This is a genomic window from Ferribacterium limneticum, from assembly GCF_020510565.1.
GTDB classification, from domain to species: domain Bacteria; phylum Pseudomonadota; class Gammaproteobacteria; order Burkholderiales; family Rhodocyclaceae; genus Azonexus; species Azonexus limneticus_B.
Window position 1 is genome coordinate 356,681 of the sequence record NZ_CP075189.1, and the last position, 17,375, is coordinate 374,055.

A 17,375-nucleotide genomic window follows, 5' to 3' on the forward strand; every position below is an offset into this window, starting at 1 on the left:
GGCTTTAACGTGGCACGCAAAACTCCCATCGAGCGCTACCGCAATATCGGTATCAGCGCGCACATCGACGCCGGCAAGACGACAACGACAGAGCGCATCCTTTACTACACCGGTGTTAACCACAAGATCGGTGAAGTGCATGATGGCGCCGCCACCATGGACTGGATGGAGCAGGAGCAGGAACGTGGTATCACCATTACCTCGGCTGCGACGACCTGTTTCTGGAGTGGCATGGACAAGCAGTTCCAGCCGCACCACATCAACATCATCGACACCCCGGGTCACGTTGACTTCACGATTGAAGTCGAGCGCTCGATGCGTGTTCTTGACGCTGCCTGCATGGTTTACTGTGCGGTTGGTGGCGTTCAGCCGCAGTCGGAAACCGTGTGGCGTCAGGCCAACAAGTACGGCGTGCCGCGTCTCGCCTTCGTGAACAAGATGGACCGCTCCGGCGCCAACTTTTTTCGCGTTGTTGACCAGCTCAAGCTGCGCCTGAAGGCCAACCCCGTGCCTATCGTCATCCCTATCGGGGCTGAAGACAAGTTCGAGGGTGTGGTTGACCTGATCAAGATGAAGGCCATCTACTGGGACGAAGCTTCCCAGGGCATGAAATACGATGCCCGTGACATCCCCGCCGAACTGGCCGACGATGCCGCCAGCTGGCGCGAACAGATGGTCGAGGCGGCTGCCGAAGCCACCGAAGAGCTGATGAACAAGTACCTGGAAGAAGGCGAACTGTCGGAAGCCGACATCATCTTCGGTCTGCGTACCCGCACCATCGCCTGCGAAATCCAGCCCATGCTGTGCGGTACCGCGTTCAAGAACAAGGGCGTGCAGAAGATGCTCGACGCCGTGATTGAGCTGCTGCCGTCGCCGGTTGATATTCCGCCGGTCAAGGGCATTCTCGAGAACGAATCCGAAGGCGAGCGTCGTGCTGCCGACGACGAGGCTTTCTCGGCCCTGGCTTTCAAGATCATGACCGATCCCTTCGTCGGCCAGCTGATCTTCTTCCGCGTCTATTCCGGCGTGATCAACTCCGGTGATACCGTTTACAACCCGGTCAAGGGTCGTAAGGAACGTCTGGGTCGTATTCTGCAGATGCACGCCAACCAGCGTGAAGAAATCAAGGAAGTGCGTGCTGGCGACATCGCTGCTGCCGTTGGTCTCAAGGAAGCGACGACCGGTGACACCCTGTGTGATCCGCAAAAGGTCATCACGCTGGAACGCATGATCTTCCCGGAGCCGGTGATTCACGTTGCCGTCGAGCCGAAGACCAAGGCCGACCAGGAAAAGATGGGTCTGGCTCTCGGTCGTCTGGCCCAGGAAGATCCGTCCTTCCGCGTGCGTACCGACGAAGAGTCCGGTCAGACCATCATTTCCGGTATGGGCGAACTGCACCTGGAAATTCTGGTCGATCGCATGCGTCGCGAATTCAACGTCGAAGCAACCGTTGGCGCCCCGCAAGTGGCCTACCGCGAGTGCATCAAGAAGTCGGTTGAGCAGGAAGGCAAGTTCGTCAAGCAGTCCGGCGGTCGCGGTCAATTCGGCCACGTCTGGCTCAAGATCGAGCCGAACGAAGCCGGCAAGGGCTACGAATTCGTTGATGCCATCAAGGGTGGCGTGGTTCCGCGCGAATTCATCCCGGCGGTCGACAAGGGGCTGCGCGATGCGGTGACCAGCGGTGTTCTGGCTGGCTTCCCGGTGGTTGATGTCAAGTTTACGCTGTTCGACGGTTCCTACCACGATGTTGACTCGAACGAAAATGCGTTCCGCATGGCTGCTTCGATGGCCTTCAAGGAAGGTATGAAGAAAGCCAGTCCTACGCTCCTCGAGCCGATGATGGCGGTTGAAGTCGAAACGCCAGAAGAGTACATGGGTAACGTCATGGGCGACCTTTCTTCCCGTCGCGGCATCGTTCAGGGTATGGAAGACCAGGTTGGCGGCATCAAGGTCATCAAGGCCGAAGTCCCCCTGTCTGAAATGTTCGGTTACTCGACCTCCGTGCGCTCCCTGTCGCAAGGTCGGGCTACCTACTCGATGGAATTCAAACACTACACCGAAGCGCCGAAGAACGTCGCCGAGGCGGTCATTAACAAGAAATAATTGCGGGAGAACGGATAATGGCAAAAGAGAAATTTGAACGTACGAAGCCGCACGTAAACGTTGGCACGATTGGTCACGTTGACCATGGCAAGACGACGCTGACGGCGGCGATCACGACGGTGCTGTCCGCCAAGTTTGGTGGTTCGGCCAAGAAGTATGACGAAATCGACGCGGCGCCGGAAGAAAAGGCTCGCGGTATTACCATCAACACCGCCCACGTCGAATACGAAACCGCCAATCGTCACTACGCCCACGTTGATTGCCCGGGTCACGCTGACTACGTCAAGAACATGATTACCGGTGCTGCCCAGATGGACGGCGCCATTCTTGTCTGTTCCGCCGCTGACGGCCCGATGCCGCAGACCCGCGAGCACATCCTGCTGGCTCGTCAAGTTGGCGTACCGTACGTTCTCGTGTTCATGAACAAGTGCGACATGGTTGACGACGCCGAACTGCTCGAACTCGTCGAAATGGAACTCCGTGAGCTCCTCTCCAAGTACGACTTCCCGGGCGACGACACCCCGATCATTCACGGCTCTGCCCTGAAGGCGCTCGAAGGCGACCAGTCCGAAATCGGCGAACCCTCCATCTTCCGTCTGGCTGATGCTCTGGACTCCTACATTCCGACCCCGGAACGTGCGATTGACCAGCCCTTCCTGATGCCGGTTGAAGACGTCTTCTCCATCTCGGGTCGCGGCACCGTGGTGACTGGTCGTATCGAGCGTGGGGTGGTCAAGGTTGGCGAAGAAATCGAAATCGTTGGTATCCGTCCGACCGTCAAGACCACCTGCACCGGTGTTGAAATGTTCCGCAAGCTACTCGACCAAGGTCAGGCCGGCGACAACGTTGGCGCACTGCTGCGTGGAACCAAGCGTGAAGACGTCGAGCGCGGCCAAGTGCTGTGCAAGCCGGGCTCTGTCAAGCCGCACACCCACTTCACCTCGGAAGTGTACATCCTGTCCAAGGACGAAGGCGGTCGTCACACCCCGTTCTTCAATGGTTACCGTCCCCAGTTCTACTTCCGTACGACCGACGTGACCGGCTCCATCGACCTGCCGGAAGGCGTCGAGATGGTGATGCCTGGCGACAACATCGCCATGACCATCAAGCTGATCGCTCCGATCGCCATGGAAGAAGGTCTGCGCTTCGCCATCCGTGAAGGCGGTCGTACCGTCGGCGCCGGCGTCGTCGCCAAGATCATCGAGTAATTCGTTCTTTTAATAATCCGGGGTGAGGCTCGCTTCACCCCATCGCTCTTTGGAAGCCAAACATGCAAAACCAGAAAATTCGTATCCGTCTCAAGGCCTTCGACTATCGCCTGATCGATCAATCCGCTCAGGAAATCGTCGAAACCGCCAAGCGTACCGGTGCGGTTGTTCGCGGTCCCGTGCCGTTGCCAACTCGCAAACAGCGCTTTGACATCCTGCGTTCGCCGCACGTCAATAAGGCTTCCCGTGATCAGTTGGAAATTCGTACCCATCTGCGTCTGATGGATATCGTTGATCCGACTGACAAGACCGTTGATGCGCTGATGAAGCTGGATCTGCCAGCTGGCGTGGACGTCGAAATCAAGTTGCAGTAATAAGGGTTAGCGGATATAATCCGCGCCTTTCGGGGGTGGCCGGCGACGGCTGCCCGTTTGTTGTTTTACATCGACCGGCCAATCGCAGCCGGCGATGAGGAGAATAACCATGAGTCTAGGCCTTGTTGGTCGCAAGGTTGGCATGACTCGCATTTTTGCCGAGGATGGTGCGTCCATTCCGGTAACTGTGCTTGACGTGTCTAACAACCGAGTGACCCAAGTAAAAACGCCGGAGATCGATGGCTACTCAGCCATTCAGGTCGCATTCGGCAAGCGCCGTGCCTCTCGTGTTTCGAAGCCCCTTGCTGGCCATCTGGCCAAGGCGGGTGTCGAAGCCGGGCATGTGCTCAAGGAGTTCCTGATCGGTGCTGATCAGCTCGCCTCTTTCAAGGCGGGCGACCAGGTTGCCGTCACCATTTTTGCCGAAGGGCAAAAGGTTGATGTGACCGGTAGCTCCATCGGTAAGGGTTTCCAGGGTGGTATCAAGCGCCACAATTTCAGTTCAAACCGTGCAACCCATGGTAACTCGCTGTCGCATAACGCGCCGGGTTCCATCGGTATGGCGCAGGATCCGGGTCGTGTTTTTCCGGGTAAGCGCATGGCCGGGCATATGGGCGATGTTCAGTCGACCATGCAGGGGCTGACGATTGTTCGCGTTGATGCTGACCGCCAGCTGTTGCTGGTCAAGGGTGCCGTTCCCGGCGCCAAGGGTTCTGACGTCGTCGTGCGTCCGGCAGTCAAGGGCTAAGGGGGCGACATGGAACTCAAGGTAATTAACGAACAAGGCCAGGAATCCGCCAAGCTGCAGGCTTCCGATGTGCTGTTCGGTCGCGATTTCAATGAAGCGCTGGTTCACCAGATCGTCGTTGCCTACCAGGCTAACGCACGTTCCGGCGACCGTCAGCAGAAGGATCGCTCCGAAGTCCGTCATACCACCACCAAGCCGTGGCGCCAAAAGGGTACGGGTCGTGCCCGTGCTGGTAGCAATGGCAGCCCGCTGTGGCGTGGAGGCGGTCGTATTTTCCCGAATTCTCCAGAAGAGAATTTCAGCCAGAAGGTTAACAAGAAGATGTTCCGCGCCGGCATGGCTGCGATCCTCTCCGAGTTGGCTCGCCAGGACCGTCTCGTCGTCATCGACGATCTGTCCGTCGATGCGCCCAAGACCAAGCTTTTCATGCAGAAGCTCAAGGATCTGGGTCTCGAAGGCAAGCTTCTGGTCATCACCGACGCGCTGAGCGAGAACCTCTATCTCTCGTCGCGCAACCTGCCCAATGTTCTGGTGCTGGAAGCCCAGGAAGCCGATCCGGTTTCCCTGGTCCGCTTCCCCAAGGTCCTCGTGACCAAGAACGCCGTGGCCAAGTTCGAGGAGATGTGGGGATGAATCAAGAGCGTCTGATGCAGGTGCTGCTGGCACCGCAAATCTCCGAGAAGGCCACCTACGTTGCTGACAGGCACAACCAGGTGATCTTCCGCGTCGCTTCCGATGCCACCAAGCCGGAAATCAAGGCTGCCGTTGAACTGCTGTTCAAGGTTGAAGTCGGTGCCGTTCAGGTCGCCAACGTTAAGGGCAAGGTCAAGCGGTTCAAGGGTGCGGTCGGTCGTCGCAAGGGCTGGAAGAAAGCCTACGTGAGCCTCAAGCCGGGCCAGGAACTGAATTTTGTTGAAGGGGGGAATGCGTAATGGCACTCGTTAAAGTCAAGCCGACTTCCCCGGGTCGTCGCGCCGTTGTTCAGGTGGTTAATCCCAACCTGCACAAGGGCAAGCCGTTCGCCCCGCTGGTTGAAGCCAAGTCTGGCAACGCCGGTCGCAACAACAATGGCCGCATTACCGTTCGCCATCAGGGCGGCGGTCACAAGCAGGCTTACCGCGTCATCGATTTCAAGCGCAACAAGGACGGCATTCCGGCCAAGGTTGAGCGTCTGGAATACGATCCGAACCGTACCGCCAACATCGCACTGCTGTGCTATGCCGACGGTGAGCGTCGCTACATCATCGCCAACAAGGGCATGGTCGTGGGTCAGGCGATCATGAGCGGCTCGGAGGCGCCGATCAAGTCGGGCAACGCCCTGCCGATCCGCAACATTCCGGTTGGTACGACCATCTGCTGTGTCGAGATGCTGCCTGGCAAGGGCGCGCAAATCGCCCGCTCGGCCGGTACCTCCGTCCAGCTGCTGGCCCGTGAAGGTTCGTATGCTCAGATCCGCCTCCGCTCCGGCGAAGTGCGTCGCGTGCATGTCGAATGTCGCGCCACCATCGGTGAAGTTGGCAACGAAGAACACAACCTGCGCAAGTTCGGCAAAGCCGGTGCTATGCGTTGGCGTGGTATTCGCCCGACCGTTCGCGGTACAGCCATGAACCCGGTTGATCACCCCCATGGTGGTGGTGAAGGCAAGACCGGCGAAGGTCGCGTGCCAGTCAATCCGTGGGGTCAGCCCACCAAGGGTTACCGCACCCGCAGCAACAAGCGCACGAACAGCATGATCGTTCAGCGCCGTCACAAGCGTTAAGGGGTAGGAAATGGGACGTTCTCTCAAAAAGGGCCCGTTTGTTGATGCGCATCTGATCGACAAAGTCGAAGCAGTCCGCGCCACCAGCGACAAGCGCCCGATCAAGACATGGTCGCGTCGTTCGACGATCCTCCCCGAGTTCATCGGCCTGACGATTGCGGTGCATAACGGCAAGCAGCATATTCCGGTGTTCGTTACCGAAAATATGGTCGGTCACAAGCTCGGCGAGTTCTCGCTGACCCGCACGTTCAAGGGTCACACCGCCGGCAAGAAGGCCAAGAAGTAAGGAGCTGACATGGAAACTCGTGCAAATTTGCGAGGCGTACGCCTCTCTGCGCAAAAGGGTCGCTTGGTTGCGGACCTCGTGCGCGGCAAGCCGGTTGGCCAGGCTCTGAACATCCTGGCTTTCTGCCCCAAAAAGGGCGCCGGTATCGTCAAGAAAGTGCTGGAGTCGGCAATCGCCAACGCCGAGCACAACGATGGTGCTGATATCGACGAACTGACGGTGAAAACCATCTACGTTGAAAAAGGCATGGTGCTCAAGCGCTTTACGGCGCGCGCCAAGGGTCGTGGCAATCGGATCGTCAAGCCGACCTGCCATATCTATCTGACCGTTGGTAACTAAGGAAGAGCCATGGGACAGAAAATACATCCGACTGGCTTCCGCCTGGCAGTCACCAAGAACTGGGGTTCGCGCTGGTACGCCAATAGCAAGGATTTCCCGGGCATGCTCAACGAAGACATCAAGGTTCGTGAGTATCTCAAGCGCAAGCTGGCGCACGCCTCTGTGGGTCGTGTGCTGATCGAGCGTCCGGCCAAGAACGCCCGTGTCACCATCTACTCGGCTCGTCCAGGTGTGGTCATCGGCAAGAAGGGCGAAGACATCGAACAACTGCGTACGGATCTTCAGCGCATCATGGGCGTTCCCGTCCATGTGTCGATCGAAGAAATCCGCAAGCCGGAAATCGATGCCCAGCTGATTGCTGATTCGATTGCCCAGCAACTCGAAAAGCGCATAATGTTCCGTCGTGCGATGAAGCGCGCCATGCAAAACGCCATGCGTCTCGGTGCCCAGGGCATCAAGGTGATGAGCGCTGGTCGTCTGAATGGTGCTGAAATCGCTCGTAGCGAATGGTATCGCGAAGGCCGCGTGCCGCTCCATACCCTGCGCGCCGATATCGATTACGCCACCTCGGAAGCCCTGACCACCTACGGCATCATCGGGATAAAGGTCTGGGTTTACAAGGGCGACATGCTGGATCGCAACGAGCAGCCGGAAGTTGTCGAGCCGGTGGCCGACGATCGTCGGCCGCGTCGTGCACCGGGCAAGCCGGAGGGCGACAAGCCGCGTACGCGCACCGTCAAGAAGGCTGATGGTGCTGGCGCTCCGGGCGCAAGAAAGGCAGGTGCTTAACATGCTGCAACCAAATCGCCGCAAGTTCCGTAAGGAACACAAGGGGCGCAACGAAGGTCTGGCCACCCGCGGCACGAAAGTGTCGTTCGGTGAGTGGGGCCTCAAGGCAACCGGTCGTGGCCGCCTGACGGCGCGTCAGATCGAAGCTGCTCGTCGCGCCATGACCCGCCACATCAAGCGTGGCGGTCGCATCTGGATCCGTATCTTCCCGGACAAGCCGATTTCCAAGAAGCCGGCCGAGGTTCGTATGGGTAACGGTAAGGGTAATCCGGAGTACTGGGTCGCCGAAATCCAGCCGGGCAAAGTGCTGTATGAGATGGATGGTGTCAATGAAGCCCTAGCGCGCGAAGCTTTTGCACTCGCTGCCGCCAAGTTGCCGATTGCCACCACCTTCGTGACTCGTCATCTGGGGTAATCATGAAAGCTAGTGAATTGAGAACCAAGAGCGTGGACGAGCTCAACAAGGAATTGCTGGACCTGTTGAGGGCCCAGTTCGGTATGCGTATGCAGCTTGCTACCCAGCAGCTGTCCAATACCAGCCAAATGTCCAAGGTGCGTCGCGACATCGCTCGCGTTCGCACGCTTATCCGTGAAAAGGCGGTGCAGCAATGAGCGAAACCACCAGTATCAAACGTACTCTCGTCGGTCGCGTTGTCAGCGACAAGATGGAAAAGACGGTTACCGTCCTCGTCGAACGCAAGGTCAAGCACCCCATGTACGGCAAGGTGATGGTTCGTTCCAAGAAGTATCATGCCCATAACGAGGGCAACTCGGCTAAGGCTGGTGATCTCGTCGAGATCGTCGAAACCCGTCCGGTTTCGCGTACCAAGACCTGGGCAGTGACGAGTGTTCTTGAGAAGGCGATCGTTGTATAACGAAAGTTTCTTAAAATGCTTGCGTAGTCTTGAAAGAAGCCGGTATAATCCGGCTTCTTTTTTGCGGCCCTCGTCCTGAGGGTTTGCGAAGTTGTTCAACCCGTACGGGTTCCAAGACTGACCGCGCAAGCGGATTAAGTTGGAGTTAATTTAAATGATTCAGATGCAGACAACTCTGGATGTCGCCGATAACACCGGCGCACGTTCAGTAATGTGTATCAAAGTGCTCGGTGGATCCAGGCGCCGCTATGCTGGTATTGGTGACATCATCAAGGTCAGCATCAAGGATGCTGCGCCGCGTGGCCGCGTCAAGAAGGGCGATGTCTACAATGCCGTGGTGGTTCGTACCGCCAAGGGCGTTCGTCGTCCCGATGGTTCGCTGGTTCGCTTTGATGGCAATGCCGCCGTTCTTCTCAACAACAAGCTCGAGCCGATCGGCACGCGCATCTTTGGCCCGGTAACCCGCGAACTGCGTACCGAGCGCTTCATGAAGATCGTGTCCCTGGCTCCTGAAGTGCTGTAAGGACTGGCTATGGAAAAGATTCGTAAAGGCGACGAAATCGTCGTAATTACCGGTAAAGACAAAGGCAAGCACGGTACCGTGCTGCGTCGTGTCGATGATGAGCATGTGCTCGTCGAGGGTGTCAATCGTGCCAAGAAGCACGTCAAGCCAAACCCCGTAAAGGGTGTGGCGGGTGGCATCGTTGATAAAGACATGCCGATTCATATCTCCAATGTTGCGCTGTTCAATCCGGCGACCAAGAAGGCCGACCGTGTTGGCATCAAGGCGCTTGAGGATGGCCGCAAGGTTCGCGTGTTCAAGTCGAACGGCGAACTGGTCAACGCATAAGGAGTGGTCATGGCGCGTTTGCAAGAGTTTTACAAAGAAACCGTTGTTGCTGATCTGAGCAAGCAATTTGGTTACAAGTCCGTGATGGAAGTTCCGCGCATCACCAAGATCACCCTGAACATGGGTGTCGGTGAGGCGGTGGCTGACAAGAAGGTCCTCGAGAACGCCGTTGGCGACATGCAGAAGATCGCAGGTCAAAAGCCGGTGACGACCAAGGCCCGCAAGTCTATTGCCGGCTTCAAGATTCGTGACGGTTACCCGATCGGTTGCATGGTCACGCTGCGTGGTCCGCGCATGTTCGAGTTCCTCGATCGTCTGGTCACCGTTGCGCTGCCGCGAGTTCGCGACTTCCGTGGTGTTTCTGGCAAGGGTTTTGATGGCCAGGGCAACTACAACATGGGCGTCAAAGAGCAGATCATTTTCCCGGAAATCGAGTACGACAAGATCGATGCTCTGCGGGGTATGAACATCAGCATCACCACGACCGCGAAATCCGACGCAGAAGCCAAGGCTCTGTTGGCGGCGTTCAAGTTCCCGTTCAAGAATTGAGGCAATCATGGCAAAACTTGCTCTGATCAACCGTGAAGAAAAGCGCCGCAAGCTTGTGGCTCAGTACGCCAAGAAGCGTGCTGCCCTCGAGGCGATTTTCAATAACGCGAGCCTGTCGGACGATGAGCGTTACGCTGCCCGTCTGAAGTTCCAGGCCCTGCCGCGCAATTCGAGCCCGTCTCGTCTGCGCAACCGCTGCCAGCTGACCGGTCGTCCGCGTGGTGTTTTCCGTAAGTTCGGTCTGTGCCGTCACAAGATCCGCGAACTGGCCTTCAATGGCGAAGTTCCGGGTGTTGTTAAAGCCAGCTGGTAAAAAGGAGATTCAGAAATGGCTATGAGCGATCCGATCGCGGACATGCTGACTCGCATCCGCAACGCCCAGCTCGCCGAGAAGGCGTCTGTCTCCATGCCCTCGTCCAAAGTCAAGGTGGCTATCGCCGCCGTGCTCAAGGATGAAGGTTACGTTGATGATTTCGCAGTTCGTCAGGCTGATGGCAAGCCGACCCTCGATATCGCACTCAAATATTACGCCGGTCGCCCGGTCATTGAGCGCATCGAGCGTGTCTCCAAGCCCGGTCTGCGTATCTACAAGGGTTGCGAAGACATTCCTCGCGTCATGAACGGTCTGGGTGTCGCCATCGTGTCGACCCCAAAGGGCGTCATGACTGATCGCAAGGCTCGCGCCAGCAAGGTCGGCGGCGAAGTTCTCTGCATCGTGGCATAAGGGGATATCGATGTCTCGTATTGGTAAGAATCCCATCGTTTTGCCGGCTGGCGTTGAAGTTTCGGTTGGTGCGGACATTACCGTCAAGGGGCCTTTGGGTACCTTGAAGGCAATTACGCATCCGTCCGTGACGATTTCCGTTGAAGGTCAGAACGTCCAGGTTTCCAAGGTTGAAGGCGCCGCTAACGCAGCTGCCATGTGGGGCACCATGCGTGCCAACATCAACAACATGGTGACTGGTGTTTCCAAGGGTTTTGAGCGCAAGCTCCAGCTGGTCGGCGTGGGTTACCGCGCCCAGGCTCAGGGTGATGTCCTGAATCTGTCGTTGGGCTTTTCCCACCCCGTTGCGCACAAGATGCCGGCTGGAGTGAAGGTGGAGTGTCCGACCCAGACCGAAATCCTGATCAAGGGGGCCGACAAGCAACAGGTTGGCCAGGTCGCTGCCGAAGTTCGTGCATATCGCAAGCCGGAGCCCTACAAGGGCAAGGGAGTTCGATACTCGGACGAAGTGGTGGTTATCAAGGAAACCAAGAAGAAGTAAGGGTGGCATATGTTTAATAAGAAACAAGCGCGTCTGCGCCGTTCCCGCCAAACCCGGGCCAAAATCGCCGAACTCAAGGCTGTGCGTCTGTGCGTCAATCGCACGAACCAGCACATCTATGCCCAGATCATCTCGCCCTGTGGCGGTAAGGTCCTGGCTTCGGCTTCCACGCTGGACAAGGACGTTCGCAATGACGTCCCGAACGGCGGTAACAAGGCTGCTGCCACTTCGGTGGGCAAGCTGATTGCCGAGCGCGCCAAGGCCGCCGGCATTGAGCAAGTGGCTTTCGATCGTTCCGGTCTTCAGTACCACGGTCGGGTTCAGGCGCTGGCGGAAGCCGCGCGTGAAGCCGGTCTGAAGTTCTGATCGCTGCGAAAGGATAAGGTTAGAAAATGGCTAAACCTGAAAGAAACAAGAAGCCGCAGCAAGCTGAAGAGCGTGATGACGGCATGCGCGAAAAGATGGTCGCGGTCAATCGCGTTACCAAGGTGGTTAAGGGCGGTCGAATCCTCGGTTTCGCGGCCTTAACTGTTGTTGGTGATGGCGATGGCAGCATCGGCATGGGTAAGGGCAAGTCCCGCGAAGTGCCAGTTGCCGCTCAAAAAGCTATGGAAGAGGCACGTCGCAAGATGGCCAAGGTCAACCTGAAGAACGGCACCGTGCATCACACCGTTATGGGCCGTCACGGCGCAACTACCGTGATGATCCAGCCAGCTCCGGAAGGTACTGGCATCATCGCAGGTGGCGCCATGCGCGCGGTCTTCGAAGTTGTTGGCGTGACCAACGTGGTGGCCAAGGCTCATGGCTCGACCAATCCTTACAACATCGTGCGCGCCACCATCGACGGTTTGTCGAAGGTGAACACGCCGTCCGAGATTGCCGCCAAGCGTGGCCTCTCGATTGAACGGGTTCTGGGGTAAGCCATGGCTGACAAGAAAATCATAGTGAAGCTCGTCAAGAGCATCATCGGCACCAAGCAGGACCACCGCGCCACCGTGCGTGGTCTGGGGTTGCGCAAGCTGAACAGTACTTCTGAGCTAGTGGATACGCCGTCTGTGCGTGGCATGATCCAGAAGGTTCAGTATCTCGTCAAGGTTGAGGGTTAAGCCATGCGTCTGAATACCATCAAGCCGGGTGAAGGCTCCAAGAAGGCCGCCAAGCGCGTCGGTCGTGGCATCGGTTCGGGCCTCGGCAAGACCTGCGGTCGCGGCCATAAGGGTCAGAAGTCTCGCTCCGGCGGTTTCCACAAGGTGGGTTTCGAGGGCGGTCAAATGCCTTTGCAGCGTCGCCTGCCGAAGCGCGGTTTCAATTCTTTGACCCGTGCCCGCAATTACGAAGTTCGCCTGACCGATCTCGAGCGTCTGCCAGTTGAAGAGATTGATCTCCTCGCCCTGCAGGTCGCCGGTATTGTTCCGGGTGACGCTCTCTCCGCCAAGGTCATCCTGTCGGGCGCTATTGCCCGCAAGGTTATCCTCAAGGGTGTGGGTGCTACCAAGGGTGCCAAGGCCGCTATCGAAGCCGCTGGTGGCTCGGTCGTCGTCGCTGAGTAAGACAGGGAAAGGTTAGAACGTTGGCAGCAAATCCCAATACCGTTGGCAAGGGTGGCAAGTTCGGCGATCTCAAACGCCGGCTATGGTTCCTGCTTGGCGCGCTAGTTGTTTACCGCATTGGCGCCCATATTCCGGTTCCTGGGATCGACCCTAACGCGCTGGCCGATCTCTTTAATTCGCAGCAGGGTGGCATTCTGGGCATGTTCAACATGTTCTCGGGTGGTGCCTTGTCGCGATTTACGATTTTTGCTTTGGGGATCATGCCGTATATTTCGGCCTCGATCATCATGCAACTGATGAGTGTTGCCAGTCCGCAACTCGAAGCCCTTAAAAAAGAGGGTGAGGCCGGACGCCGGAAGATTACTCAATATACCCGCTACGGAACGGTGATTCTTGCCCTCTTCCAGGGGCTTGGTATTGCTGTTGCGCTTGAAGCGCAGGCCGGGCTGGTTAATGATCCGGGCTTCATGTTCCGACTGACCACCGTTTCGACCTTGCTGACAGGTACTATGTTCCTGATGTGGCTCGGCGAGCAGATCACTGAACGTGGCTTGGGTAACGGCATCTCCATTATCATTTTTGCTGGTATCGCCGCCGGCTTGCCAAGCGCAATCGGTGGTTTGCTGGAACTCGTACGAACCGGGGCAATGCACCCGCTGACCGCGCTGATTATCTGTATGTTGGTTGTTGTCGTGACTGGTTTTGTGGTGTTTGTCGAGCGCGGACAACGCAAGATACTGGTCAACTACGCCAAACGCCAGGTTGGCAACAAGATATACGGTGGTCAGAGCTCACATCTTCCACTCAAGCTGAACATGTCGGGAGTTATCCCGCCGATTTTCGCTTCTTCGATCATACTGTTCCCCGCTACCGTTGCTAATTGGTTCGGCGCTAGCGAGTCTATGCACTGGTTGAAGGATGTGGCTGGGACATTGTCTCCGGGGCAGCCGATATACGTGATGCTTTACGCTTCGGCGATCGTGTTCTTCTGCTTTTTCTATACAGCCCTTGTGTTCAACTCCAAGGAGACTGCGGACAATCTCAAGAAGAGCGGGGCATTCGTCCCGGGTATTCGTCCTGGTGAACAGACCGCGCGCTATATAGACAAGATACTGATGCGCTTGACCTTGATCGGCGCTGCCTACATCACCACGGTTTGCTTGTTGCCAGAATTTTTGATCCTCAAATGGAATGTTCCATTCTATTTCGGGGGTACCTCGCTGTTGATTATCGTCGTTGTAACCATGGATTTCATGTCCCAGGTTCAGGCATACGTGATGTCTCATCAGTACGAAAGCTTGCTGAAAAAGGCAAATTTCAAAGGCGCGCCGATGATCAAGTAATCGCTTATGGCAAAAGAGGATTACATCGAAATGCAAGGGGAGGTTGTCGAAAACCTCCCAAATGCGACCTTCAAGGTCAAGTTGGAAAATGGCCATATTGTGCTTGGGTTCATTTCCGGAAAGATGCGAATGCATTACATACGCATACTTCCAGGTGACAAAGTGACCGTGCAATTGACGCCATATGATTTAAGCAAGGCCCGGATCGTTTTCCGGGTCAAGTAAAAGAGTTCTCTACGCAATAAACCGCAGGGCAAGGAATCACGGCTGCTTCCAAGCTCTCGCAGACGAGGAGTTAAACATGAAAGTGCATCCTTCAGTTAAGCGCGTGTGTCGCAATTGCAAAGTCATCCGTCGCAAGGGTGTCGTGCGCGTCATTTGCAAGGACCCGCGTCACAAGCAGCGCCAGGGCTAATGGCTCCGGTGTCGGCATTTGTTAATTTTGAAATAGTGGAGTGATTCGATGGCCCGTATCGCAGGGGTAAACATTCCGAACCATCAGCATGCAGAGATCGCTTTGACCGCGATTTTCGGCATCGGCCGTACCCGCGCGCAAAAGATTTGCGACGCGGCCGGCATCGTTCGTTCTACCAAAATGAAAGACCTGTCCGATGCGGACATGGATCGTCTGCGTGACGAAGTCGGCAAATTCACCGTAGAAGGTGATCTGCGTCGCGAAGTCACAATGAACATCAAGCGTCTGATGGACCTCGGTTGCTACCGTGGCCTTCGCCATCGCAAAGGCTTGCCTTGCCGTGGTCAGCGCACCCGTACCAATGCTCGCACTCGCAAGGGTCCGCGCAAGGCCATTGCTGGCAAGAAGTAATAGGGACAGAACATGGCAAAGACTGCTACCAAAGTTCGCAAAAAGGTTAAAAAGAACATCGCTGAGGGCATTGCCCACATTCACGCTTCGTTCAATAACACCATCATCACCATTACCGATCGTCAGGGCAATGCACTGTCTTGGGCAACTTCCGGCGGTGCCGGCTTCCGCGGTTCGCGTAAGTCTACTCCGTTCGCTGCCCAGGTCGCTGCTGAAGCCGCTGGCAAGGCTGCTCAGGAATGTGGTGTCAAGAATCTGGAAGTTCGCATCAAGGGCCCAGGTCCTGGTCGTGAGTCTTCAGTCCGCGCATTGAACGCGCTGGGCATGAAGATCACCGCGATTTCCGACGTGACACCGGTACCGCATAACGGTTGCCGTCCGCCCAAAAAGCGCCGCATCTAAGGAGAAAGACAAGTGGCTCGTAATCTCGATCCGAAATGCCGTCAGTGCCGCCGCGAAGGCGAAAAGTTGTTCCTGAAGGGCGAAAAGTGTTTTACCGATAAGTGTGCCATTGAGCGTCGTTCTTACGCTCCTGGTCAACACGGCCAGAAGTCTGGCGCACGTTTGTCTGACTATGGTGTTCACCTGCGCGCCAAGCAGAAGATTCGCCGCGTTTACGGCGTCCTTGAAGGGCAGTTCCGCAAGACGTTTGCCGAAGCTGATCGCCGCAAGGGCCAGACCGGTGAAAACCTTCTGCAATTGCTCGAAGCACGCCTGGACTCCGTTGCCTACCGTATGGGTTTTGGTGCTTCGCGCACCGAGTCCCGTCAGATCGTTCGCCACAATGGCGTTCTGGTCAATGGCAAGCGCGTCAACATCCCTTCCTTTATCGTCAAGCCTGGTGATGTTGTCCAGTTGACCGATCGTGCTCGTGCTTCCCTGCGTTGCAAGGCTGCGCTGGAAGCTGCTGAGTCTCGTGGTTTCCCCGAGTGGATTTCGGTGGATGTCAAAGAAGGCAAGGGCACATTCAAGGCCATGCCGCAGCGCTCTGAACTGCCGGCGACCCTGAATGAAGGTCTCGTCATCGAACTTTACTCGAAGTAAGCACTGAGCAGAGGATCTAGCCCATGCAAAGCAGTGGACTTCTAAAACCCCGTATCATCGACGTGCAGAGCGTTTCGCCCGTGCAAGCCAAAGTGGTCATGGAACCGTTTGAACGCGGTTATGGCCATACCCTTGGCAACGCGCTGCGTCGCATCCTGCTCTCCTCGATGGTTGGTTACGCACCGACCGAGGTTGGTATCGATGGTGTTCTCCATGAATACTCGACCATTGACGGTGTACAGGAAGATGTCGTAGACATCCTCCTCAACCTCAAGGGTATTGTGTTCAAGCTGCACAATCGCGATGTTGTTAACCTGAAATTGGCCAAGGAAGGTGAAGGCCCCGTTCGTGCTGGCGATATCGAATTGCCGCACGACGTGGAAATCATCAATCCTGAACACGTAATCGCTCACCTCTCCACGGGCGGCAAGCTGTCCATGGAGATCAAGGTCGAAAAGGGTCGCGGCTATGTTCCTGGCAACATGCGCAATCTCGGCGATGCCAAGTCCATCGGCAAGCTGGTACTCGATGCGTCTTTCAGCCCGATTCGTCGTGTTGCCTACGCAGTCGAAAGTGCTCGCGTTGAACAGCGTACCGACCTTGACAAGTTGATTGTCGATATCGAAACCAACGGTGTTGTCGAGCCGGAAGAAGCCATTCGCTACGCTGCCCGCGTGCTGATGGAGCAGCTTTCCGTCTTCGCCGATCTGGAGGGTACCGCACCTGTCGCCGAGGCTTCCAAGCCGGCTCAGGTCGATCCGGTCCTGCTCCGTCCGGTGGATGATCTCGAATTGACGGTTCGTTCGGCGAACTGTCTGAAGGCCGAGAACATTTACTACATCGGTGATCTGATTCAGCGTACCGAGAACGAGCTTCTCAAGACGCCTAACCTGGGTCGCAAGTCGCTGAATGAGATCAAGGAAGTGTTGGCCGCTCGCGGTTTGACGCTCGGCATGAAACTGGAGAACTGGCCGCCCGCCGGTCTGGAAAAGGCGTAAGCCTTTTCTCCCGGGCAGTCAAGGGACGCCTGCAGAATATAGAAAGGATTAACCATGCGTCACCGCAATGGACTTCGCAAACTGAACCGTACCAGCAGCCATCGCCTGGCGATGCTGCGCAACATGACCGTTTCCCTGCTCAAGCACGAGGCTATCAAGACCACCGTGCCGAAGGCAAAGGAACTGCGCCGTGTTGTTGAACCGATGATTACTCTCGGCAAGACCCCGACGCTGGCAAACAAGCGTCTGGCCTTTGACCGTCTGCGCGACCGCGACATCGTGGTCAAGCTGTTCGCCGAAATCGGCCCGCGTTATGCAACCCGTCCGGGTGGCTACCTTCGTATTCTGAAGTGTGGCTTCCGCGTCGGCGATAACGCACCGATGGCGTTTGTTGAGCTGGTCGACCGTCCGGAGCCCACCGAGGCTGTGGAAATCGAAGAAGCTGCTGCGTAATAAGCATTAGTGATTA

31 protein-coding genes are annotated in these 17,375 nt (G+C 56.7%); all 31 read left to right on the forward strand.

Annotation, left to right across the window (positions count from 1 at the left end):
• Window positions 1-9: 9 nt before the first annotated feature.
• On the forward strand, window positions 10-2,103 hold the full coding sequence (fusA, locus tag KI610_RS01725; protein ID WP_226403525.1) for an elongation factor G: 2,094 nt from the start codon (window positions 10-12) through the stop codon (window positions 2,101-2,103).
• A gap of 17 nt (window positions 2,104-2,120) precedes the next feature.
• Window positions 2,121-3,311 carry an elongation factor Tu gene (gene tuf, locus KI610_RS01730; RefSeq protein ID WP_117607634.1) on the forward strand — a complete coding sequence of 397 codons (1,191 nt, stop codon included), beginning with the start codon at window positions 2,121-2,123 and terminating at the stop codon, window positions 3,309-3,311.
• A 62-nt stretch (window positions 3,312-3,373) separates the two neighbouring features.
• Window positions 3,374-3,685 (forward strand): 30S ribosomal protein S10, encoded by a 312-nt coding sequence (rpsJ, locus tag KI610_RS01735; RefSeq protein ID WP_027456678.1) that lies wholly within the window; start codon window positions 3,374-3,376, stop codon window positions 3,683-3,685.
• Between the two features lie 109 nt (window positions 3,686-3,794).
• On the forward strand, window positions 3,795-4,433 hold the full coding sequence (gene rplC, locus KI610_RS01740; protein WP_226496996.1) for a 50S ribosomal protein L3: 639 nt from the start codon (window positions 3,795-3,797) through the stop codon (window positions 4,431-4,433).
• 9 nt (window positions 4,434-4,442) lie between these two features.
• The gene (gene rplD / locus KI610_RS01745; RefSeq protein WP_226496997.1) at window positions 4,443-5,066 is read left to right on the forward strand and encodes a 50S ribosomal protein L4; all 624 of its coding nucleotides are present in this window, start codon (window positions 4,443-4,445) and stop codon (window positions 5,064-5,066) included.
• Window positions 5,063-5,365, forward strand: a complete 303-nt coding sequence (gene rplW / locus KI610_RS01750; protein WP_226496998.1) for a 50S ribosomal protein L23 — start codon at window positions 5,063-5,065, stop codon at window positions 5,363-5,365. Before rplD ends, rplW begins: the two co-directional genes overlap by 4 nt.
• Entirely contained in the window at window positions 5,365-6,192 is an 828-nt protein-coding gene (gene rplB / locus KI610_RS01755) for a 50S ribosomal protein L2 (protein WP_226496999.1), read from the forward strand. Before rplW ends, rplB begins: the two co-directional genes overlap by 1 nt.
• A gap of 10 nt (window positions 6,193-6,202) precedes the next feature.
• Window positions 6,203-6,478 (forward strand): 30S ribosomal protein S19, encoded by a 276-nt coding sequence (gene rpsS, locus KI610_RS01760; protein WP_011286091.1) that lies wholly within the window; start codon window positions 6,203-6,205, stop codon window positions 6,476-6,478.
• A 9-nt stretch (window positions 6,479-6,487) separates the two neighbouring features.
• Window positions 6,488-6,817: a 50S ribosomal protein L22 gene (rplV, locus tag KI610_RS01765; protein ID WP_226497000.1), complete on the forward strand. Its 330-nt coding sequence runs from the start codon at window positions 6,488-6,490 to the stop codon at window positions 6,815-6,817.
• 9 nt (window positions 6,818-6,826) lie between these two features.
• Window positions 6,827-7,606: a 30S ribosomal protein S3 gene (gene rpsC / locus KI610_RS01770; protein ID WP_117607650.1), complete on the forward strand. Its 780-nt coding sequence runs from the start codon at window positions 6,827-6,829 to the stop codon at window positions 7,604-7,606.
• A 1-nt stretch (window position 7,607) separates the two neighbouring features.
• Window positions 7,608-8,021, forward strand: a complete 414-nt coding sequence (gene rplP, locus KI610_RS01775) for a 50S ribosomal protein L16 (protein ID WP_028994191.1) — start codon at window positions 7,608-7,610, stop codon at window positions 8,019-8,021.
• A 2-nt stretch (window positions 8,022-8,023) separates the two neighbouring features.
• The gene (rpmC, locus tag KI610_RS01780; RefSeq protein WP_117607651.1) at window positions 8,024-8,218 is read left to right on the forward strand and encodes a 50S ribosomal protein L29; all 195 of its coding nucleotides are present in this window, start codon (window positions 8,024-8,026) and stop codon (window positions 8,216-8,218) included.
• The gene (gene rpsQ / locus KI610_RS01785) at window positions 8,215-8,481 is read left to right on the forward strand and encodes a 30S ribosomal protein S17 (RefSeq protein WP_117607652.1); all 267 of its coding nucleotides are present in this window, start codon (window positions 8,215-8,217) and stop codon (window positions 8,479-8,481) included. Before rpmC ends, rpsQ begins: the two co-directional genes overlap by 4 nt.
• Before the next feature lie 154 nt (window positions 8,482-8,635).
• The gene (gene rplN / locus KI610_RS01790; protein WP_011286097.1) at window positions 8,636-9,004 is read left to right on the forward strand and encodes a 50S ribosomal protein L14; all 369 of its coding nucleotides are present in this window, start codon (window positions 8,636-8,638) and stop codon (window positions 9,002-9,004) included.
• Window positions 9,005-9,013: 9 nt separating this feature from the next.
• Window positions 9,014-9,331 (forward strand): 50S ribosomal protein L24, encoded by a 318-nt coding sequence (gene rplX, locus KI610_RS01795; RefSeq protein ID WP_226497001.1) that lies wholly within the window; start codon window positions 9,014-9,016, stop codon window positions 9,329-9,331.
• A gap of 9 nt (window positions 9,332-9,340) precedes the next feature.
• Window positions 9,341-9,880: a 50S ribosomal protein L5 gene (gene rplE / locus KI610_RS01800; RefSeq protein ID WP_226403532.1), complete on the forward strand. Its 540-nt coding sequence runs from the start codon at window positions 9,341-9,343 to the stop codon at window positions 9,878-9,880.
• Between the two features lie 7 nt (window positions 9,881-9,887).
• Complete coding sequence (rpsN, locus tag KI610_RS01805) at window positions 9,888-10,193, forward strand: 30S ribosomal protein S14 (protein ID WP_117607655.1); 306 nt, start codon at window positions 9,888-9,890, stop codon at window positions 10,191-10,193.
• 15 nt (window positions 10,194-10,208) lie between these two features.
• Window positions 10,209-10,604 carry a 30S ribosomal protein S8 gene (gene rpsH / locus KI610_RS01810; protein ID WP_117607656.1) on the forward strand — a complete coding sequence of 132 codons (396 nt, stop codon included), beginning with the start codon at window positions 10,209-10,211 and terminating at the stop codon, window positions 10,602-10,604.
• Between the two features lie 10 nt (window positions 10,605-10,614).
• On the forward strand, window positions 10,615-11,145 hold the full coding sequence (gene rplF / locus KI610_RS01815) for a 50S ribosomal protein L6 (protein ID WP_226497002.1): 531 nt from the start codon (window positions 10,615-10,617) through the stop codon (window positions 11,143-11,145).
• A 9-nt stretch (window positions 11,146-11,154) separates the two neighbouring features.
• Entirely contained in the window at window positions 11,155-11,511 is a 357-nt protein-coding gene (rplR, locus tag KI610_RS01820) for a 50S ribosomal protein L18 (protein WP_117607658.1), read from the forward strand.
• Window positions 11,512-11,537: 26 nt separating this feature from the next.
• Window positions 11,538-12,065, forward strand: coding sequence for a 30S ribosomal protein S5 (rpsE, locus tag KI610_RS01825; protein ID WP_226497003.1), 528 nt, complete (start codon window positions 11,538-11,540; stop codon window positions 12,063-12,065).
• A gap of 3 nt (window positions 12,066-12,068) precedes the next feature.
• Complete coding sequence (gene rpmD / locus KI610_RS01830; protein WP_226497004.1) at window positions 12,069-12,251, forward strand: 50S ribosomal protein L30; 183 nt, start codon at window positions 12,069-12,071, stop codon at window positions 12,249-12,251.
• A gap of 3 nt (window positions 12,252-12,254) precedes the next feature.
• Window positions 12,255-12,695, forward strand: a complete 441-nt coding sequence (gene rplO, locus KI610_RS01835) for a 50S ribosomal protein L15 (RefSeq protein ID WP_117607661.1) — start codon at window positions 12,255-12,257, stop codon at window positions 12,693-12,695.
• A gap of 20 nt (window positions 12,696-12,715) precedes the next feature.
• A complete protein-coding gene (secY, locus tag KI610_RS01840) occupies window positions 12,716-14,038 on the forward strand; it encodes a preprotein translocase subunit SecY (RefSeq protein ID WP_226497005.1) in 1,323 nt (440 codons plus the stop codon).
• A 6-nt stretch (window positions 14,039-14,044) separates the two neighbouring features.
• Window positions 14,045-14,263, forward strand: coding sequence for a translation initiation factor IF-1 (infA, locus tag KI610_RS01845; protein ID WP_226497006.1), 219 nt, complete (start codon window positions 14,045-14,047; stop codon window positions 14,261-14,263).
• A gap of 76 nt (window positions 14,264-14,339) precedes the next feature.
• The gene (gene rpmJ / locus KI610_RS01850) at window positions 14,340-14,453 is read left to right on the forward strand and encodes a 50S ribosomal protein L36 (RefSeq protein WP_226403541.1); all 114 of its coding nucleotides are present in this window, start codon (window positions 14,340-14,342) and stop codon (window positions 14,451-14,453) included.
• A 48-nt stretch (window positions 14,454-14,501) separates the two neighbouring features.
• Window positions 14,502-14,864, forward strand: a complete 363-nt coding sequence (gene rpsM, locus KI610_RS01855) for a 30S ribosomal protein S13 (protein WP_117607664.1) — start codon at window positions 14,502-14,504, stop codon at window positions 14,862-14,864.
• A gap of 12 nt (window positions 14,865-14,876) precedes the next feature.
• Window positions 14,877-15,266 (forward strand): 30S ribosomal protein S11, encoded by a 390-nt coding sequence (gene rpsK, locus KI610_RS01860; protein ID WP_226497007.1) that lies wholly within the window; start codon window positions 14,877-14,879, stop codon window positions 15,264-15,266.
• Window positions 15,267-15,278: 12 nt separating this feature from the next.
• On the forward strand, window positions 15,279-15,908 hold the full coding sequence (gene rpsD / locus KI610_RS01865; RefSeq protein ID WP_226403543.1) for a 30S ribosomal protein S4: 630 nt from the start codon (window positions 15,279-15,281) through the stop codon (window positions 15,906-15,908).
• Window positions 15,909-15,931: 23 nt separating this feature from the next.
• Entirely contained in the window at window positions 15,932-16,906 is a 975-nt protein-coding gene (locus KI610_RS01870) for a DNA-directed RNA polymerase subunit alpha (protein ID WP_226403544.1), read from the forward strand.
• 54 nt (window positions 16,907-16,960) lie between these two features.
• Window positions 16,961-17,359: a 50S ribosomal protein L17 gene (gene rplQ, locus KI610_RS01875; protein WP_226403545.1), complete on the forward strand. Its 399-nt coding sequence runs from the start codon at window positions 16,961-16,963 to the stop codon at window positions 17,357-17,359.
• The last annotated feature ends 16 nt before the right edge of the window (window positions 17,360-17,375 follow it).

Bases quoted from the DNA above. Each gene is read 5' to 3' on its own strand.
- infA (WP_226497006.1), top strand. From the start codon at position 14,045: ATGGCAAAAGAGGATTACATCGAAATGCAAGGGGAGGTTGTCGAAAAC.
- rpsM (WP_117607664.1), top strand. From the start codon at position 14,502: ATGGCCCGTATCGCAGGGGTAAACATTCCGAACCATCAGCATGCAGAG.
- KI610_RS01870 (WP_226403544.1), top strand. From the start codon at position 15,932: ATGCAAAGCAGTGGACTTCTAAAACCCCGTATCATCGACGTGCAGAGC.
- rpsK (WP_226497007.1), top strand. From the start codon at position 14,877: ATGGCAAAGACTGCTACCAAAGTTCGCAAAAAGGTTAAAAAGAACATC.
- rplW (WP_226496998.1), top strand. From the start codon at position 5,063: ATGAATCAAGAGCGTCTGATGCAGGTGCTGCTGGCACCGCAAATCTCC.
- rpsH (WP_117607656.1), top strand. From the start codon at position 10,209: ATGGCTATGAGCGATCCGATCGCGGACATGCTGACTCGCATCCGCAAC.
- rpsQ (WP_117607652.1), top strand. From the start codon at position 8,215: ATGAGCGAAACCACCAGTATCAAACGTACTCTCGTCGGTCGCGTTGTC.
- rplB (WP_226496999.1), top strand. From the start codon at position 5,365: ATGGCACTCGTTAAAGTCAAGCCGACTTCCCCGGGTCGTCGCGCCGTT.
- rplN (WP_011286097.1), top strand. From the start codon at position 8,636: ATGATTCAGATGCAGACAACTCTGGATGTCGCCGATAACACCGGCGCA.
- rpmC (WP_117607651.1), top strand. From the start codon at position 8,024: ATGAAAGCTAGTGAATTGAGAACCAAGAGCGTGGACGAGCTCAACAAG.
- rpsN (WP_117607655.1), top strand. From the start codon at position 9,888: ATGGCAAAACTTGCTCTGATCAACCGTGAAGAAAAGCGCCGCAAGCTT.
- rpsS (WP_011286091.1), top strand. From the start codon at position 6,203: ATGGGACGTTCTCTCAAAAAGGGCCCGTTTGTTGATGCGCATCTGATC.
- rplQ (WP_226403545.1), top strand. From the start codon at position 16,961: ATGCGTCACCGCAATGGACTTCGCAAACTGAACCGTACCAGCAGCCAT.
- rpsE (WP_226497003.1), top strand. From the start codon at position 11,538: ATGGCTAAACCTGAAAGAAACAAGAAGCCGCAGCAAGCTGAAGAGCGT.
- rpmJ (WP_226403541.1), top strand. From the start codon at position 14,340: ATGAAAGTGCATCCTTCAGTTAAGCGCGTGTGTCGCAATTGCAAAGTC.
- rpmD (WP_226497004.1), top strand. From the start codon at position 12,069: ATGGCTGACAAGAAAATCATAGTGAAGCTCGTCAAGAGCATCATCGGC.
- rpsJ (WP_027456678.1), top strand. From the start codon at position 3,374: ATGCAAAACCAGAAAATTCGTATCCGTCTCAAGGCCTTCGACTATCGC.
- rplF (WP_226497002.1), top strand. From the start codon at position 10,615: ATGTCTCGTATTGGTAAGAATCCCATCGTTTTGCCGGCTGGCGTTGAA.
- rplR (WP_117607658.1), top strand. From the start codon at position 11,155: ATGTTTAATAAGAAACAAGCGCGTCTGCGCCGTTCCCGCCAAACCCGG.
- rpsC (WP_117607650.1), top strand. From the start codon at position 6,827: ATGGGACAGAAAATACATCCGACTGGCTTCCGCCTGGCAGTCACCAAG.
- rplE (WP_226403532.1), top strand. From the start codon at position 9,341: ATGGCGCGTTTGCAAGAGTTTTACAAAGAAACCGTTGTTGCTGATCTG.
- rplX (WP_226497001.1), top strand. From the start codon at position 9,014: ATGGAAAAGATTCGTAAAGGCGACGAAATCGTCGTAATTACCGGTAAA.
- rplV (WP_226497000.1), top strand. From the start codon at position 6,488: ATGGAAACTCGTGCAAATTTGCGAGGCGTACGCCTCTCTGCGCAAAAG.
- rplO (WP_117607661.1), top strand. From the start codon at position 12,255: ATGCGTCTGAATACCATCAAGCCGGGTGAAGGCTCCAAGAAGGCCGCC.
- tuf (WP_117607634.1), top strand. From the start codon at position 2,121: ATGGCAAAAGAGAAATTTGAACGTACGAAGCCGCACGTAAACGTTGGC.
- rplD (WP_226496997.1), top strand. From the start codon at position 4,443: ATGGAACTCAAGGTAATTAACGAACAAGGCCAGGAATCCGCCAAGCTG.
- rplP (WP_028994191.1), top strand. From the start codon at position 7,608: ATGCTGCAACCAAATCGCCGCAAGTTCCGTAAGGAACACAAGGGGCGC.
- rplC (WP_226496996.1), top strand. From the start codon at position 3,795: ATGAGTCTAGGCCTTGTTGGTCGCAAGGTTGGCATGACTCGCATTTTT.